This window comes from Halostella sp. PRR32 (genome assembly GCF_034808085.1).
Lineage (GTDB): Archaea > Halobacteriota > Halobacteria > Halobacteriales > Natronoarchaeaceae > Halostella > Halostella pelagica.
The window spans coordinates 88738-102072 of sequence record NZ_JAXHGL010000003.1 but is presented as its reverse complement, the minus strand read 5'-3'; the positions used below and the strand labels follow the sequence as shown (position 1 = coordinate 102072).

Annotated in this window: 16 protein-coding genes and 2 tRNA genes; 8 read left to right on the top strand and 10 right to left on the bottom strand. The window is 58.6% G+C overall.

Annotated elements, in window-relative coordinates:
* Nucleotides 1-6 precede the first annotated feature (6 nt).
* A complete protein-coding gene (locus SM753_RS10360) occupies nucleotides 7-810 on the top strand; it encodes an aldolase/citrate lyase family protein (RefSeq protein ID WP_323191543.1) in 804 nt (267 codons plus the stop codon).
* Nucleotides 811-878: 68 nt separating this feature from the next.
* On the opposite strand, the gene SM753_RS10355 is transcribed toward SM753_RS10360, so the two are convergent.
* Nucleotides 879-952 (bottom strand) — tRNA-Phe (locus SM753_RS10355).
* Between the two features lie 78 nt (nucleotides 953-1030).
* Complete coding sequence (locus SM753_RS10350) at nucleotides 1031-1525, bottom strand: GNAT family N-acetyltransferase (RefSeq protein WP_323191542.1); 495 nt, start codon at nucleotides 1523-1525, stop codon at nucleotides 1031-1033.
* Between the two features lie 92 nt (nucleotides 1526-1617).
* Here SM753_RS10350 and SM753_RS10345 point away from each other — a divergent pair, with 92 nt between their 5' ends.
* Complete coding sequence (locus SM753_RS10345) at nucleotides 1618-1743, top strand: hypothetical protein (protein WP_259371274.1); 126 nt, start codon at nucleotides 1618-1620, stop codon at nucleotides 1741-1743.
* Here the strand turns inward: SM753_RS10345 and SM753_RS10340 are convergent.
* A tRNA-Val gene (locus tag SM753_RS10340) sits at nucleotides 1725-1798 on the bottom strand. The two genes, SM753_RS10345 and SM753_RS10340, sit on opposite strands and share 19 nt — an antisense overlap.
* 83 nt (nucleotides 1799-1881) lie before the next feature.
* Here SM753_RS10340 and SM753_RS10335 point away from each other — a divergent pair.
* Both SM753_RS10335 and SM753_RS10330 read left to right on the top strand, forming a co-directional pair.
* Nucleotides 1882-2535: a DUF192 domain-containing protein gene (locus tag SM753_RS10335; protein WP_323191541.1), complete on the top strand. Its 654-nt coding sequence runs from the start codon at nucleotides 1882-1884 to the stop codon at nucleotides 2533-2535.
* Nucleotides 2532-2801, top strand: coding sequence for a hypothetical protein (locus tag SM753_RS10330; protein ID WP_323191540.1), 270 nt, complete (start codon nucleotides 2532-2534; stop codon nucleotides 2799-2801). The genes SM753_RS10335 and SM753_RS10330 overlap by 4 nt, the downstream gene beginning before the upstream one ends.
* A 234-nt stretch (nucleotides 2802-3035) precedes the next feature.
* Here the strand turns inward: SM753_RS10330 and SM753_RS10325 are convergent, their stop codons facing one another.
* Entirely contained in the window at nucleotides 3036-3398 is a 363-nt protein-coding gene (locus SM753_RS10325; RefSeq protein ID WP_323191539.1) for a hypothetical protein, read from the bottom strand.
* A 235-nt stretch (nucleotides 3399-3633) separates the two neighbouring features.
* On the opposite strand from SM753_RS10325, the gene SM753_RS10320 reads away from it, so the two are divergent.
* Nucleotides 3634-5724 (top strand): AAA family ATPase, encoded by a 2091-nt coding sequence (locus SM753_RS10320; protein ID WP_323191538.1) that lies wholly within the window; start codon nucleotides 3634-3636, stop codon nucleotides 5722-5724.
* 38 nt (nucleotides 5725-5762) lie between these two features.
* Here the strand turns inward: SM753_RS10320 and SM753_RS10315 are convergent, their stop codons facing one another.
* Nucleotides 5763-6203: a hypothetical protein gene (locus SM753_RS10315; RefSeq protein WP_323191537.1), complete on the bottom strand. Its 441-nt coding sequence runs from the start codon at nucleotides 6201-6203 to the stop codon at nucleotides 5763-5765.
* Between SM753_RS10315 and SM753_RS21375 the strand changes: the two genes are divergently transcribed.
* Together SM753_RS21375 and SM753_RS10305 are read left to right on the top strand one after the other, a co-directional pair.
* Complete coding sequence (locus tag SM753_RS21375; RefSeq protein WP_369335347.1) at nucleotides 6183-6458, top strand: hypothetical protein; 276 nt, start codon at nucleotides 6183-6185, stop codon at nucleotides 6456-6458. The two genes, SM753_RS10315 and SM753_RS21375, sit on opposite strands and share 21 nt — an antisense overlap.
* Before the next feature lie 52 nt (nucleotides 6459-6510).
* Nucleotides 6511-8445, top strand: a complete 1935-nt coding sequence (locus tag SM753_RS10305) for an ABC transporter ATP-binding protein (protein ID WP_323191535.1) — start codon at nucleotides 6511-6513, stop codon at nucleotides 8443-8445.
* A 101-nt stretch (nucleotides 8446-8546) separates the two neighbouring features.
* Here SM753_RS10305 and otsB read toward each other — a convergent pair whose 3' ends face one another.
* From otsB to SM753_RS10290, 3 genes are all read right to left on the bottom strand, one after another.
* On the bottom strand, nucleotides 8547-9362 hold the full coding sequence (gene otsB, locus SM753_RS10300; protein WP_323191534.1) for a trehalose-phosphatase: 816 nt from the start codon (nucleotides 9360-9362) through the stop codon (nucleotides 8547-8549).
* Entirely contained in the window at nucleotides 9362-10882 is a 1521-nt protein-coding gene (locus SM753_RS10295; protein WP_323191533.1) for a trehalose-6-phosphate synthase, read from the bottom strand. The genes otsB and SM753_RS10295 overlap by 1 nt, the downstream gene beginning before the upstream one ends.
* Nucleotides 10883-11163: 281 nt before the next feature.
* Nucleotides 11164-11508 (bottom strand): hypothetical protein, encoded by a 345-nt coding sequence (locus tag SM753_RS10290; RefSeq protein WP_323191532.1) that lies wholly within the window; start codon nucleotides 11506-11508, stop codon nucleotides 11164-11166.
* A gap of 85 nt (nucleotides 11509-11593) precedes the next feature.
* Here SM753_RS10290 and SM753_RS10285 point away from each other — a divergent pair, with 85 nt between their 5' ends.
* Nucleotides 11594-12331 (top strand): creatininase family protein, encoded by a 738-nt coding sequence (locus tag SM753_RS10285; protein ID WP_323191531.1) that lies wholly within the window; start codon nucleotides 11594-11596, stop codon nucleotides 12329-12331.
* A gap of 100 nt (nucleotides 12332-12431) precedes the next feature.
* On the opposite strand, the gene SM753_RS10280 is transcribed toward SM753_RS10285, so the two are convergent.
* Together SM753_RS10280 and SM753_RS10275 are read right to left on the bottom strand one after the other, a co-directional pair.
* On the bottom strand, nucleotides 12432-12869 hold the full coding sequence (locus tag SM753_RS10280; RefSeq protein ID WP_138796576.1) for a DUF5790 family protein: 438 nt from the start codon (nucleotides 12867-12869) through the stop codon (nucleotides 12432-12434).
* A gap of 80 nt (nucleotides 12870-12949) precedes the next feature.
* Nucleotides 12950-13297 (bottom strand): dihydroneopterin aldolase family protein, encoded by a 348-nt coding sequence (locus SM753_RS10275; RefSeq protein WP_135533934.1) that lies wholly within the window; start codon nucleotides 13295-13297, stop codon nucleotides 12950-12952.
* Nucleotides 13298-13335 lie beyond the last annotated feature (38 nt).

Below are 13335 nucleotides of genomic sequence, written 5' to 3'. Positions count from 1 at the left end.
CGGTCCATGGGGAACGCACAACCGACGAACGACCTCGCAGCGACGCTGAACGATGGGGAAGTCGCAGTGGGCCTGCTCGACAACACGTACAGTCCATCGCTCGTGGAGTTTTACGGCGAACTCGGGCTCGACTTCGTCTGGCTCGACTTCGAACACGGCGGCCCGGATCCGTGGGACGCGGGAACGGTCGAGGATCTTCTGCGCGCGGCCGAGCGGACGGGCATCGAAGCACTGGTCCGACTTCCCGACACCGACCCGACGCTGGTCCGGAAGGCGCTGGATCTCGGCGTCAGAAACGTGTTTCTCCCGCGCGTGGAGACGGCGGCGGAGGTCCGCGAGGCGGTCCGGTCCGCGCGGTTCCGGTACGACGACGGCGCAGGTGACCGCGGTCTTGCCGCTCCACGGGCACGGCGTTGGGGGCTCGCCGACGACTACGTCGAAACCGAGGACCGCGAAACGCTCGTGGGCGTGACGATCGAAAACCGAGAATCGGTCGAGAACCTGGACGAAATCCTTGCCGTTCCGGAACTGGGATTCGTCTTCATCGGCCCGCTCGACCTCTCAGTGTCGCTCGGACACCCGGGCGAGGTCGACCACCCCGACGTGCAGGACGCCGTCGAGACGGTCCGTTCCAGCGCCGTCGACGCGGACGTCCCCGTCGGCGGCCTCGGCTTCGGGATGGACGACGTGAACGAAAAAGCGTCGAACGGCTACCAGATCCTCAATCTCGGAAGTACGACCGGTGCGCTACAACAGACCGTCAGCGGCTGGCTCGACGACTACGAGGGCGAGCAGTCGGGAAGCGAATAATCGAGGTTGCCGCTTGACTTTACGGAGAAGGGACTGATCTCCCGATTACAATTCAGTCGTGATAGAAATGCCGCCTCCCGGATTTGAACCGGGGACAGCTCGATCTTCAGTCGAGTGCTCTCCCAGTCTGAGCTAAGGCGGCGCGCACTCACTTCTCGGTCGATGTAGGCAAAAAGGATTTCGAAACGCTACGCCGAACCGCGATTCGGGACAGAACCGGTCAGAGCCGACCGCGGAAGACGTGTTCTCGGTACGAACGACCGCCGAGTTCGGCAGTCTGGGTTTCTTCGCGTTCGTATCCCCTGGCGCGGTAGAACTCGATACCCAGATCGTTTTCAGCGAGGACGCGTATCCGAACCTCTCGGACCCCTTCGGCGGCCAAGAACTGTTCGACGGCGTCCAGAAGGTGAGACCCGACGCCATTGTCCCAGTGGTCGGGATGGACGTAAATGCTCGACAGGTGCCCGATCCCTTCCGTTCCAGCGGTGCTGCCGCTCGCGTACCCCACCACGTCGTCGTCGACGGCGACGAAGTAGCCGACCGAGGTGTCCGTGACGGCCCGTTCGACCGCCACCGGCGAGTACCACTCGGAGAGGCACTGTTCTCGCGTTTCCGCGGCCAGTAGGTCGTCGTACGCCGCCTCCCACGCCGCATGGGCGACGCGACGGACGCCCGCCACGTCGTCGGTCGTCGCGGGACGGACCTCAACGCTCATTGGAGGTGCTTCGATGGCCGACAGGAAAGCGTTAGGGGACACAGAAGGGGCGGCGAAGGTGTTTTGTCCATCGGCGTGGACACCATCCAGTCATGGGAGACCGCGCCTGCTACCGCGACTACTGTCCGGAGTGCGACGCGCAGGTGACTATCGTCGACGAGAAGTGTCCCGACTGCGGGGCGGTCGTACGCGAAGAGAGTGGGCTTGAGCGGAGTTGAACCGCTGATCTCGGCCTTGTAAAGGCCGCGTCATGACCAACTAGACCACAAGCCCGCATCCGTTGCAAGTCCCTCACGAGGAATAACGTTTTCTTTCTCGTCGGAACCACTTAGGGCCCCGAGAGTGACCGTTCGGACATGGAACGCAGGCAGATCCTGAACGTCGCCGGGATCCTCGTCGTCGTCGCCCTGCTCGGCGGATTCGCCGTCCAGGCCGGGTTCGTCGAAAACCCCTTCGCCGAAGACCGCGACCAGGCGACGGTGACGGTCCGAGATGGGGGTAACGAGACCACGGAAAACGGCGGCGAGAACGGCAGGGACGGCGACGACGAAGTGCTCGCCGTCGTGGACGCGGAAGTCGCGGACACGCAGTCGGAGCGGATCACGGGATTGAGTGAACACGACTCGCTGGACAACGGGTCCGGAATGCTGTTCGTCTACGACGACGAACAGGACCTGACCTACGTCATGCGCGAGATGGACTTCGGTCTCGACATCATCTTCATCGGCGAGAACCGGACTATCACGTCTATCCACGATGCGCCAAAGCCGGGACCGAACGAAGACGGCGAGGAACAGAAGTACAGCGGTCGGGGGAAGTGGGTCCTCGAAGTGCCACGGGGATACACTGACGCGAACGACATCGACGAGGGAGACACCATCGAGATAGAGTACGGAAACGGAACAGCGAACCAGAGCGAGAACGCGACTGTAAACGTGAGCCAGAATACGACCAGCACCACCGGAGAGTCTCTCGAACTTGCCGAGCGGGAGGCAGTCAGACGATCATGACCGACCCAATCAATGCCCTCGCGACACAGAAAGGGTGGAAAGCGGAGGAGTTCGCGGCGCGGGTCCACTACGAAGGTGCCGACGACCGGTACAGTATCGAGTACTACGAACCGAGCGAATGCGTCCTCTACTGGAAAGTGAAAGGGGACGGGTCGACTGCGGTGCCGGTCGGCCGCGAGACGGTGCCGGACCCGCTGCGGGACCGCATTCGCGAGGACCTCGCCGACGCGGGCGTCGACCCCCAAATCGAGGGGCGTTCTCTGTAGGAGATAAGCCATCACCCGTGTCGCCGCTGTTGTGTGATTCCATTAGTAGATAGGGCAGGAGAGATTATAAGTTTAATCACTGTCATTAATTCCCGCAGCGATAAAGGCACAACCACCCCACAAGTCGGTCAAGACAACGATGAAGTACGACGCTATTCCTGTTGAGGACCGTCGAGACGCATTGGACCGAATGAGGTAATCCTTCGATTCTCGCAATTGATGGTCGCCCTCATATCAAAATGTAGGCAATATAATCAGAAGAAATCCGATTCCGTGAATGTAGAGTGACTTCCTATCGTCCTGTCTCCACCGGTCTACCATCTCATTTACTACAACTCGACTTATGATAATACCTATCCCAATCAATTGGATATCAGTAAAACCAACTGTCATCTCTTGAAAAAACCGAAGGATTGCACTGCTTGCGAATCCAGTAACCAGTAGAAATCCTACAACAGCCGCTTGTGCGAATTCCTTTGTCTGGGGGTCACCAGATACCCAGAAACCGTGTTTCCCAGCATTATAAACAAACCAGCCGAGTACCGTTACGGAAATACCTTGAAGAAGAATTGCAATTATTTCCGATATCATGGTCATGCTTAGCAACACCATTTAACCGTTCCTAAATAGTATTATTTGTCTGATTCAAATCCAGTTTCTACGATACCAAATCAGGTATTGACGTATTCATGATTCACAAAATGGTAGGTGGAGAAGCGGTACAAGAACTGCCGCTATATCTTGCCTCCTGTAGTATTCATAATACTATATATAGTATTATAGAAATAAATGGGCCGCAGATATAAATATCGGGATTTTCTCTTTGTGGAGTATGATTAGAGAAATTAGGGTGCAAAATTACAAGTCTATTCGGAAATCTGGATGGGTGAATGTCGATGAGATGGTTACTACACTTGTAGGAGGGAACGAGGCAGGAAAAACCAATTTTCTCGAATCCATAACACTGCTAGGTAATACACGAACCGTTGACGATAACGAACTCTGCGATTATAATTCCAATGAATTACTATCAAAAGATAAAGAGAATATTGTCATCTTAGAATCTAAAATCCCAGTATCCCATTTGTACTCAGTACTAGAGTTATCAGGAAGAACTAGGCCAGCATACCATAAAGCAAAACGTCAGGATGCCTTTTCACATAAGCGAGATGTAGAACTAAAAGATAGAGAGGTGATAGCAAGACGATATGCCGACGGAACTCATCGGTTAGAGTTCCGAGAGGAGGGACAAGATGCCCGAAAATATCTACAATATGCCATCTCTGAAAGAATCGAAGAAATAGAGTACAAGGTGACTGTGAGGCAGCTTATCAAGGACTTGGACGAGAGATTAGGAAAATTAACGGGTTCTGAGAAGTTGTTACATGATGACGCTAGGATAGAAGACTTCCTAGCTATATTGGAAGGTATTAAATCTTATTTGATTGAAAATAGAGAGATACTCACAGAATCTGGAGGGGAATCTGAGGGTGGAAAGTCAGTATCTCAGTTGATAAAAGAAGTAGTCGGGATGATAGATTCATATAGAGAAAGGGACGACATAATTTTATATGTTAGAGATTTAGAACTATTTCCAAGAATATACTCTTTTGATAATATAACGGAGATAGACGACGAAGCAAAAATAAAAGAACTAGAGGAAGACCCCAGTGCGAGTAACGCGTATTTTTCGTTATTACAATTTGCAGGATTAGAACCGTCACAACTCCCTGAATTAGATTCAGGCCAAATTCGCGATAGACGAAAACAGGCAGGTAAAAGGCTCACACAGATTTTTAACAGATATTGGGACCAATCTAATATAGACATCAGAATGGAATTATCTGGAGGTAGAGTCTCTTTACACCTCTATGACGAATCAGACGTTAGAAAACAGCCATCGGACCGAAGTACAGGACTCCGGTGGTTCCTTTCCTTCTTAGCACGAGTTATTACGCAATCAGAGGAAGGATTTGCGAATTCTATCATACTGTTAGATGACCCGGGAGTTCATCTTCATCCTAGCGGTCACAAAGACCTACGTAGGGCACTTAATCGCCTTGCAGAGGATAATCAGGTCATATATAGCACTCATGCACCATATATGATAGATACGGGAAACCTGCGTCAAATTCGGGTTGTGGAACGCGCAGAACAAAGGATAGGAACAAAAGTAAAAAGAGTAGGTCAGCAGAACACGGCAAGTGATGATAGCTTAGCTCCTGTTCGCGCTTCCCTCGGTGCCACATTTGCGGATTCCTTATTTTCAAGTAAATATACGATATTAGTTGAAGGGTTTGAAGATAGGGTTTATTTGAACCGGTTTTCTGAATTTTTCCGTCGGGATAATGAAGGCCCATTCTTTGATGCAGAAATGAAAATAATAGATTGCGGAGGGGCATCAAAAACCGATTATATGAGTCGGTTAGTAAGCGCTGAGAACTATGAATATGCAGTATTACTAGATTCTGATGATGCGGGTCAAAGGGCTAAAGATACACTCACTAAACAGGATGTTTCCGAAGAAAAAATCACCCAAATAACAGATATTATGGACGGAGAAGGAGAGTTTACAATTGAAGACTTATTCCTCGAAGAATTCTATTGTGAAGTGGCAGCTGAAGTCCATAATATTGAAAAAGAATCGTTGTTACAGGCACTTTCTGAAAGTTCAAAACCGTTATCCCACAGAGTCGATGGTGCAATAAAAGAGGTTCTAGAATTAGGTGATACTAACGGAATTGTATTGGACAAAAAAGAGGTATCTAAGAAAATCGACGCTGGAATAAGCGAAGGTGAATACGGTGTTAACGAATTGGGAGAAATTACATTGCAGAACTTTGAATCCGTCATTAGGGCACTGATTGAATCATTGGACATTGAATCAGATGAGGCGAATGAGATAACGATTCAGAATTCATAAAGAAATATTCTATTTCGAGTATAATTATATAGAGAGAATTAAAGCATATCGTCGGTTGTTTCTGCTGTCCGTAGCGCCCCGAGAGTAGTATACTGTAGCGACTGGGGGTACTTTGTTTCGAATGGAACCGGGTCTTCCAATTCATATACACTACCCGGTTCAAATTGAATGACCATTTTCCCTTCACTAATTTCGTCCCTATCTACGTATGACAGCGGAGAACGTTCCAAGTCAGCTTCCTCTGGTAGCAGCACATCTTGAACGGTGGCGAAGTACAGGACTTGTCGTACATCACCGGTTACGTATATTGCTACATACTCAAACTCGCTTCCTACACGAACGAACCCCCATGCGTTGTTTTCCTTCAGGAATGGAAGACCAGACTTCTTTGTCGGGAACACAGCAACTCTCGCTTCATCGTGACCTTCAATCTCGGCACGCCTTATTTCCCCTATAACGTGATTTTCCGTAGGTTCCATACCACCGCTACCTCCACCAACGGGTCCCTCTGTTCCACCGCCGTTAGCGTCTATTTCGGAACCCACGACACCAGCGACACGGTGACAGCCCGGCCCCACCCTTATGCCCCTCTCCCCTCAAGGAAAGTGAAAGGGGACGGGTCGACTGCGGTGCCGGTCGCCAGAGAGTCCGTCCCGTCGCCGTTACGGGACCGCATCCGACAGGATCTAGTCGAGGCCGGCATCGACCCCGAAGTCGAGTCCCGGACGCTGTAGTGTTTCGGTTCGAAACAAATCTCTTTTACCGTGGAAGATCTGATCCATACCGATGGGTATCCACGCGGAGGACGACGACCCGTTCGAGGAACAGCGCGAGAGCGCCGAGAACCCGATGCGGCGGTTGTTCGGGGAGTACGGCCGTGAAAACGCGTTTCAGTTCGTCGTCGGGCTCGTCGCGAGCATCTTCGCGCGGTTGCTGGACCTCGTGCCGCCCGTGCTGCTCGGGTTCGCGCTCGACGCCATCTTTCGGGACGAGAAATCCTTCGCGGCGCTGTGGCTGGTCCCGGACGCGTGGCTGCCGTCGGACCCGGAGAGTCAACTGATATTCACCGTCGGTCTGATCGCCGCCGCGTTCACGTTCGGTGCGGCGTTTCACTGGATCCGCAACTGGGGCTGGAACTCATTCGCACAGAACATCCAGCACGCGGTGCGGACGGACACGTACGACAAAATGCAGCGGCTGAACATGGACTTTTTCGCCGACAAGCAGACCGGGGAGATGATGTCTATCCTCTCGAACGACGTGAATCGCCTGGAGCGCTTTCTCAACGACGGGATGAACTCCATGTTTCGCCTGTCGGTGATGGTGCTCGGCATCGCCGGGATCCTCTTTTACTACAACTGGCAACTCGCCCTCGTGGCGCTTGTTGCCGTGCCGCTGATCGGGCTGTTCACCTGGAAGTTCATCGAGACGATCCAGCCGAAGTACGCCGACGTCCGCTCCAGCGTCGGGAAGGTCAACTCCCGCCTGGAGAACAACCTCGGCGGCATTCAGGTGATCAAGACGAGCAACACCGAGGAGTACGAATCGGACCGCGTCGAGGACGTCTCCCAGAACTACTTCGACGCCAACTGGGACGCCATCGCGACGCGGATCAAGTTCTTCCCCGGACTGCGCCTGCTCGCCGGCGTGAGCTTCGTCATCACGTTCCTCGCGGGTGGTCTCTGGGTGCTTATGCCCGCGAGCGCCGGCGGTCCCGGCCCGCTGACCGGGACGCTGAGCAGCGGCGAGTTCGTCACGTTCATCCTGCTTACCCAGCGGTTCATCTGGCCGATGGCGCAGTTCGGGCAGATAATCAACATGTACCAGCGCGCTCGCGCGTCGAGCGAGCGTATCTTCGGCCTGATGGACGAGCCCAGTCGGATCGAGGAAGACCCCGCCGCCGATGAACTCACAGTCGACGACGGCGACGTCGTCTACGACGACGTGACCTTCGGCTACGAGGAGGCAGAGACGATAATCGAGGACGTCTCGTTCGAGGTCGAGGGCGGAGACACCCTCGCGCTGGTCGGCCCGACAGGGGCCGGCAAGTCGACGGTGTTGAAACTCCTCCTGCGGATGTACGACGTGAACGAGGGAGCCATCGAGATCGACGGCACCGACCTCCGCGACGTGACGATCCCAAGTCTCCGGCGGTCGATCGGCTACGTGAGCCAGGAGACGTTCCTGTTCTACGGAACGGTCGAGGAAAACATCACCTACGGGACGTTCGACGCGGACGAAGCGGAGATAGAGGAAGCCGCGAAGATGGCCGAGGCCCACGAGTTCATCCAGAACCTGCCTGACGGCTACGACACGGATATCGGCGAGCGGGGCGTGAAACTCTCCGGCGGCCAGCGCCAGCGGATCTCCATCGCCCGAGCGATCCTCAAGGACCCCGAGATCCTGATCCTCGACGAGGCAACCAGCGACGTGGACACGGAGACGGAGATGCTCATCCAGCGCTCGCTGGACAAACTCACCGCGGACCGAACCACGTTCGCGATCGCTCACCGCCTGTCGACGATCAAGGACGCGGACCAGATCGTCGTCCTCGAAGACGGCCAGATCGTCGAGCGGGGCACACACGAGGACCTGCTCGAAAACGACGGCCTCTACGCCCACCTCTGGGGCGTTCAGGCCGGCGAAATCGACGAGTTACCGGAGGAGTTCGTCGAGCGAGCGGCGAAACGCCAGGCGCGGACCGAGACTACCGACGACTGATACCGTCGGCTGCGATCCCGAGAAGAACATCGGGTCCCGGGGAGTCCGAGGATCGTTCCGAAGGTACAGCCGACAGTGAGGAGCGTTCACGCGAACTGGCATCAGGAGTCGCCCAGTTCCGGGGATCCCACGACGCCCTCGAAGAACCTGCGAACGTCGTCCACGTCCCGGACGCGATAGTCCGCTGCCGTCTCCTCGCCTCCGACCTTCACGCCGACGCCCTCGGGCGGCAGCGCGCGAAAGGCCGCCTCGTCGGTCGTGTCGTCGCCGACGTACACCGGCGTCCACCCTTCCCCGTCGGGCGTGAGGTGGTCGAGCAACCACTCGACGGCACGGCCCTTGTCCCACTCCACGTCCGGACGGAGTTCGAGTACTTCCTTGCCCTCGGTGAGTCGCAGCGACGTGGGCGCGATAGCGTCCTGGACGCGGTCGCGCACCAGAGGGACCTCGCTGTCGTCGACCATCCGGTAATGGATCGTCGCCGTCACGCCCTTGTTCTCGACGACCGCACCGGCGATGTCGATAGTTTCGCGAAGGCGCTGGCACACCGCGTCGATCGTCTCTTTTGCGGCTTTGGCGTCCGGGTTGACCACCGTCTCGTCGCCCGCGTGGAGTTCGAGGCCGTGGTTCCCGGCGAGACCGATCCCGTCGACGCCGACGCGTTCGCGCAGGTCGTCAAGCGCGCGACCGCTGACGACGGCGACAACCGTCTCGGGGTGGTCTCGGAGCACCGTCAGTTCTTCCTCGACGGCGGGGGCTATCCTCGCCGCATCCGGACGGTCGACGATCGGTGCGAGCGTTCCGTCGAAGTCGGTGAACGCCGCGAGACCGTCCGCGTCTCCGAGCGCTTCAGTCACGGCAGTCACGGCGGCCGCGACCTCCTCGGGAGCGTTGTCTGGGTCGGTCTCCCCGGACATCACTGTGACTGAGGACTGCGCTGGGCGGGGAATCGCTTGCCCGCCTGTATCGAGCGTGCGGTCCGGAACTGGTCGGCGATCCAGTCGTACACGTCGTTCCCGTGAACCTGAGTGCCGGCGACCTGCATTCGCTGCTGGCGCTCCTTGGTCGGTAGTCGCAGGCCGCGTTCGACGGCGTCAGCCACGGCTTCGACGTCGTACGGGTTGACCAGTTCGGCACCCTCCCCTAGCTCCTCGGCCGCGCCGGCGAACTCGCTCAGGACGAGCGTTCCGGGGTCGCCGACCTGTGCGGCGACGAACTCCTTGGAGACCAGGTTCATCCCGTCGCGGATAGGCGTGACGAGCGCGAGGTCCGCCTCGCGGTACAGTCCGGCGAGGTGTTCCTGAGAGAACATCGACGTGGTGTAGACGACGGGTTGCCAGTCGTCAGTACCGAAGCGGTCGTTTATCTCCTCGACCCGCTCCTCGACGCGGGTCTGGAGGCGGCTGTAAGCCGGGATCGAACTCCGGCTCTCGGCCCCCTTCTGGACGAACGTGAGGCGGTTTCGCCACTCCGGCGAGCGCTCCAAGAGCCGTTCGATCGCGTCCAGACGTCGCTCGATACCTTTCGTGTAGTCGAGGCGGTCGACGCCGAGCACGAGGCGCGTGTTCTCGTGGATCCCGTGTGTCTCGCGGAACGCGGACCCGAAGTCCGCTGCCTCGGACGACCGAGCGCGTTTGGCCTGCGCCGCAGCGTCGATGCCGAGACGGTAGGGCCGTACCGTGGTGACCCCGCCGCGGTAGCGCACCGTTCCGGTGTCGCGGTCGACTGCCGCGTCGAGCGTCCGTTCGACGCAGTCGAAGAAGTGCTGACAGTACTCCGGCGTGTGAAAGCCGAGGAGGTCGTTTGCGAGCAGTCCGTCGAGCACCGCGGCCGCCCGCGGACAGACCCTGAACGCGTCCCATCCCGGCCAGGGGAGATGCCAGAAGTGCATGCAGAACGCGTCGGGGAGGAGGCGTTCGCGGACGATACGCGGCGCGAGCGACAGGTGGTAGTCCTGAAACCAGATGACGGGAGAGGACTGGTCTGCGGCGGCCGTCGCCGCCTCCGCGAACTGAGCGTTGACGCTCCGGTACTGCTCCCAGTCGTCCTGGGAGAACGAGGCCCGGGCCGTGTCGGTGTGGCACAGCGGCCACAGCATCTGGTTACTGAAGCCGTAGTAGTACCCTTCGACCGCTTCCTCGTCCAGCCACACGCGGTGAAGGTCGTACGACGGGTCGTCGGGAGGTACGGCGACAACGCCGTTGTCACTGGCGTCACGGTCAGCGTCACCGCTTCCCCATGCGACCCACGTCCCGTTTACCGTCTGTAACACCGGATCGAGCGCGGCAGTCAACCCTCCTGCGGGTCGGTCGACCGTCACTTCACCGCCCTCGTACTCGTGGCTGTACGGTTGGCGGTTCGAAACGACGATGGGAGCGCCGTCCCCTTGAAGCGAAGCAACCGCGCGCGTCGCCTCGGCCGCGCTATCGTTGGTCACGGTGAACACCCCAGTCAGCGGAGTGATCGACGGCGAATTGCTGTGGGTCGGTCACTGTCGTTCCGTTGGACCGATCAGCCCTCGTATCGCGTCGCCGTACGCTGTTTTTGTGCGGCATGTAGATGTACAATCCCCTATCGCCACGGGCCGAATAAGAGACAGAGTCCGTTGCGCTCTGTTTCTCCAGGTAAGTCACAGTTACAGCGACCGCAGGAGTCTCTCCCACAACACAGTCGGAGAAACCTCGGGTTACTACCCTCTGTGTGGGCCGAAAAAGGCCGTTAAAATGACTCCTGGTCCTCGGACACGTCCTGGCCGGGCGCTCCCTCGTCCTGACGGTCCTCGCCGGGCGCTGGCGGGGTTCGGTCACTGTAGTTTTTCCGTCCGATCGCCTCGTCGCCGACCATGTTGAGCAGGGACTGACGGACTTCCTCGGCGTTCGCGAACTCCTGTTCGCCCATCGGGTCGAGGAGTTCGCGGACGGTCGCCTCACCTTCCGAGAACGTGACTGTTTCGTCGCCGTATTCGTCCAGTAACTCCTCGGAATCTGTCGGATACTCGTGATTCTCGATCTGGTCGTTCAACTCGCCGAAATCGACCCCCATCTCCGTATCGTCGTCTGTCATGCTGATTTCCCCCGTGAGAAACGACGACGAGCGAAGGCAAACCGTTTGCCCCACATATAAGCCGGCCGACGTGCAGTCTCGGAACGTGCATCTGACCGACGCCACGTGGACGGACGCCGCGGACGCAGAGACGGATCTGGCTGTGCTACCCGTGGGGAGCACGGAACAGCACGGTCCCCACGCAGCGCTCGGGACCGACGCCATCACCGCCGAAGCCGTCGCCGAAGCGGGCGTCGATGCGTACGACGGCGAGGTGGTCGTCGCGCCGCCCGTCTCGGTCGGCGTGGCCGAAGAGCACCGCCAGTTCCCTGGGACGCTGTGGGTCAGCGAGGACACCTTCCGCGACTACGTCCGAGAGACGGTCGACAGCCTCGCGTACCACGGCTGGGACCGCGTCGTCCTCGCGAACGGTCACGGCGGTAACGTCCCCGCTCTCCGCGAAGTCGCCGGGACGATAACCCGACAGGACGAGGCGTACGCCGTCCCGTTCACCTGGTTCGACGCCGTCGGCGACCACGCCGCGGACATGGGTCACGGCGGCCCCCTCGAAACCGCACTCCTGCGGCACGTCCGCCCCGAGTCGGTGCGAGAGGATCGCATCGAGGCGGCACGCGACGGTGCCAGTGACGGCTGGGGCGACTGGGTGAGCGGCACGAACCTCGCCTACGATTCGGCCGAGTTCACGGAAAACGGCGTGGTGGGCGACCCCGCTCAGGGGGACGCCGCTCGCGGCGCGGAACTGCTCGACCTGGCCGCCGCGGCGCTCGCTGAGCTGCTGGCCGCCGTCGCGGAGCGGGACATCTCCCGGCCGCCGGACAGGTGAACCTCCGCCGTCGAACCCGTATAGTGAGAGTTGTAACTGTGTATCGGTATGCGCCGACCCCGTGTCGGCGCTATCCGGAAATGACGTACAACAGTCCGTATCACTCCTCGTCGGCTTCGTCGCCGTCGTCCTCGGCCTCCTCGGTCTCGGTCTCGGCCTCGTCCAGCGACCCGCGGAGGTCCGGCACCGTCGCAGTGAGGTCGCCGACCTGGTCGGCCGCCTCTTCCATCTCCTCGACGAGTTCCTCCAGGTCCCCGATAGCCTCCTCTAGGTCGTCGGCGTCGTCGAACGCGTCCGCTCGCTGGCCCATCGTGAACCACTTCTTGGCGTCGCGGAGGTGGTCCTCCGCCTCGCCGGCGTCCAGTGCGGACCGAAGCCCGTTGAGCACGCCGAGTACGTTGTCGGCGTCGGTCTCCCAAACATCGTCGCTATCGGGCAGCTCCGACCGCGCGGCGTCGAGTGATTCCTCGACGTCCGACCGCATCTCGGAAGCCGCCTCGCCGAACAGTTCGTCGTCGTCCAGACTGGATTGACTCATGTGCTGACATTCCACGCGGGTAGCTTTAAAAGGTTGCCCGAAAGCGGAAGTGTAATCCGACGATGGCGCGCCCGAAACGGCTATTCGCCGACATCGACCAGTTTCATCAGCGGGTAGTCGCCCTCCATCTCCATCCGCGTCCGGGCGGTGACGCCCTCGTACTCGATCCGCATCTCGACTTCCACGAACCGCCCGGTTAGTTCCGTGTAGTCTGCCGACTGCTCCGCTAATTCGGCGGCGAGAGCCTCGTCTAACACGTCGACGGTAACCGATTCGCAGTACGGCTGGTTCTCGATGGCCTCCGCCATCGCCCGTTCGAGGCTCGCGGCGCTCTCCGGACTCACCGGCGTGCCCGCGAACTGGTGATACAGCGACCCGAACTTGATGCCGGCCTCGAAGCAGGCGGCCTCCCTGTCGGTCGGATCCATGGCCGGACGGATGGTCGCCCGGGGCAAGTGCGTTCGGG

Bases quoted from the DNA above. Each gene is read 5' to 3' on its own strand.
- SM753_RS10360 (WP_323191543.1), top strand. From the start codon at position 7: ATGGGGAACGCACAACCGACGAACGACCTCGCAGCGACGCTGAACGAT.
- SM753_RS10350 (WP_323191542.1), bottom strand. From the start codon at position 1,525: ATGAGCGTTGAGGTCCGTCCCGCGACGACCGACGACGTGGCGGGCGTC.
- SM753_RS10345 (WP_259371274.1), top strand. From the start codon at position 1,618: ATGGGAGACCGCGCCTGCTACCGCGACTACTGTCCGGAGTGCGACGCG.
- SM753_RS10335 (WP_323191541.1), top strand. From the start codon at position 1,882: ATGGAACGCAGGCAGATCCTGAACGTCGCCGGGATCCTCGTCGTCGTC.
- SM753_RS10330 (WP_323191540.1), top strand. From the start codon at position 2,532: ATGACCGACCCAATCAATGCCCTCGCGACACAGAAAGGGTGGAAAGCG.
- SM753_RS10325 (WP_323191539.1), bottom strand. From the start codon at position 3,398: ATGACCATGATATCGGAAATAATTGCAATTCTTCTTCAAGGTATTTCC.
- SM753_RS10320 (WP_323191538.1), top strand. From the start codon at position 3,634: ATGATTAGAGAAATTAGGGTGCAAAATTACAAGTCTATTCGGAAATCT.
- SM753_RS10315 (WP_323191537.1), bottom strand. From the start codon at position 6,203: ATGGAACCTACGGAAAATCACGTTATAGGGGAAATAAGGCGTGCCGAG.
- SM753_RS10305 (WP_323191535.1), top strand. From the start codon at position 6,511: ATGGGTATCCACGCGGAGGACGACGACCCGTTCGAGGAACAGCGCGAG.
- otsB (WP_323191534.1), bottom strand. From the start codon at position 9,362: ATGTCCGGGGAGACCGACCCAGACAACGCTCCCGAGGAGGTCGCGGCC.
- SM753_RS10290 (WP_323191532.1), bottom strand. From the start codon at position 11,508: ATGACAGACGACGATACGGAGATGGGGGTCGATTTCGGCGAGTTGAAC.
- SM753_RS10280 (WP_138796576.1), bottom strand. From the start codon at position 12,869: ATGAGTCAATCCAGTCTGGACGACGACGAACTGTTCGGCGAGGCGGCT.
- SM753_RS10275 (WP_135533934.1), bottom strand. From the start codon at position 13,297: ATGGATCCGACCGACAGGGAGGCCGCCTGCTTCGAGGCCGGCATCAAG.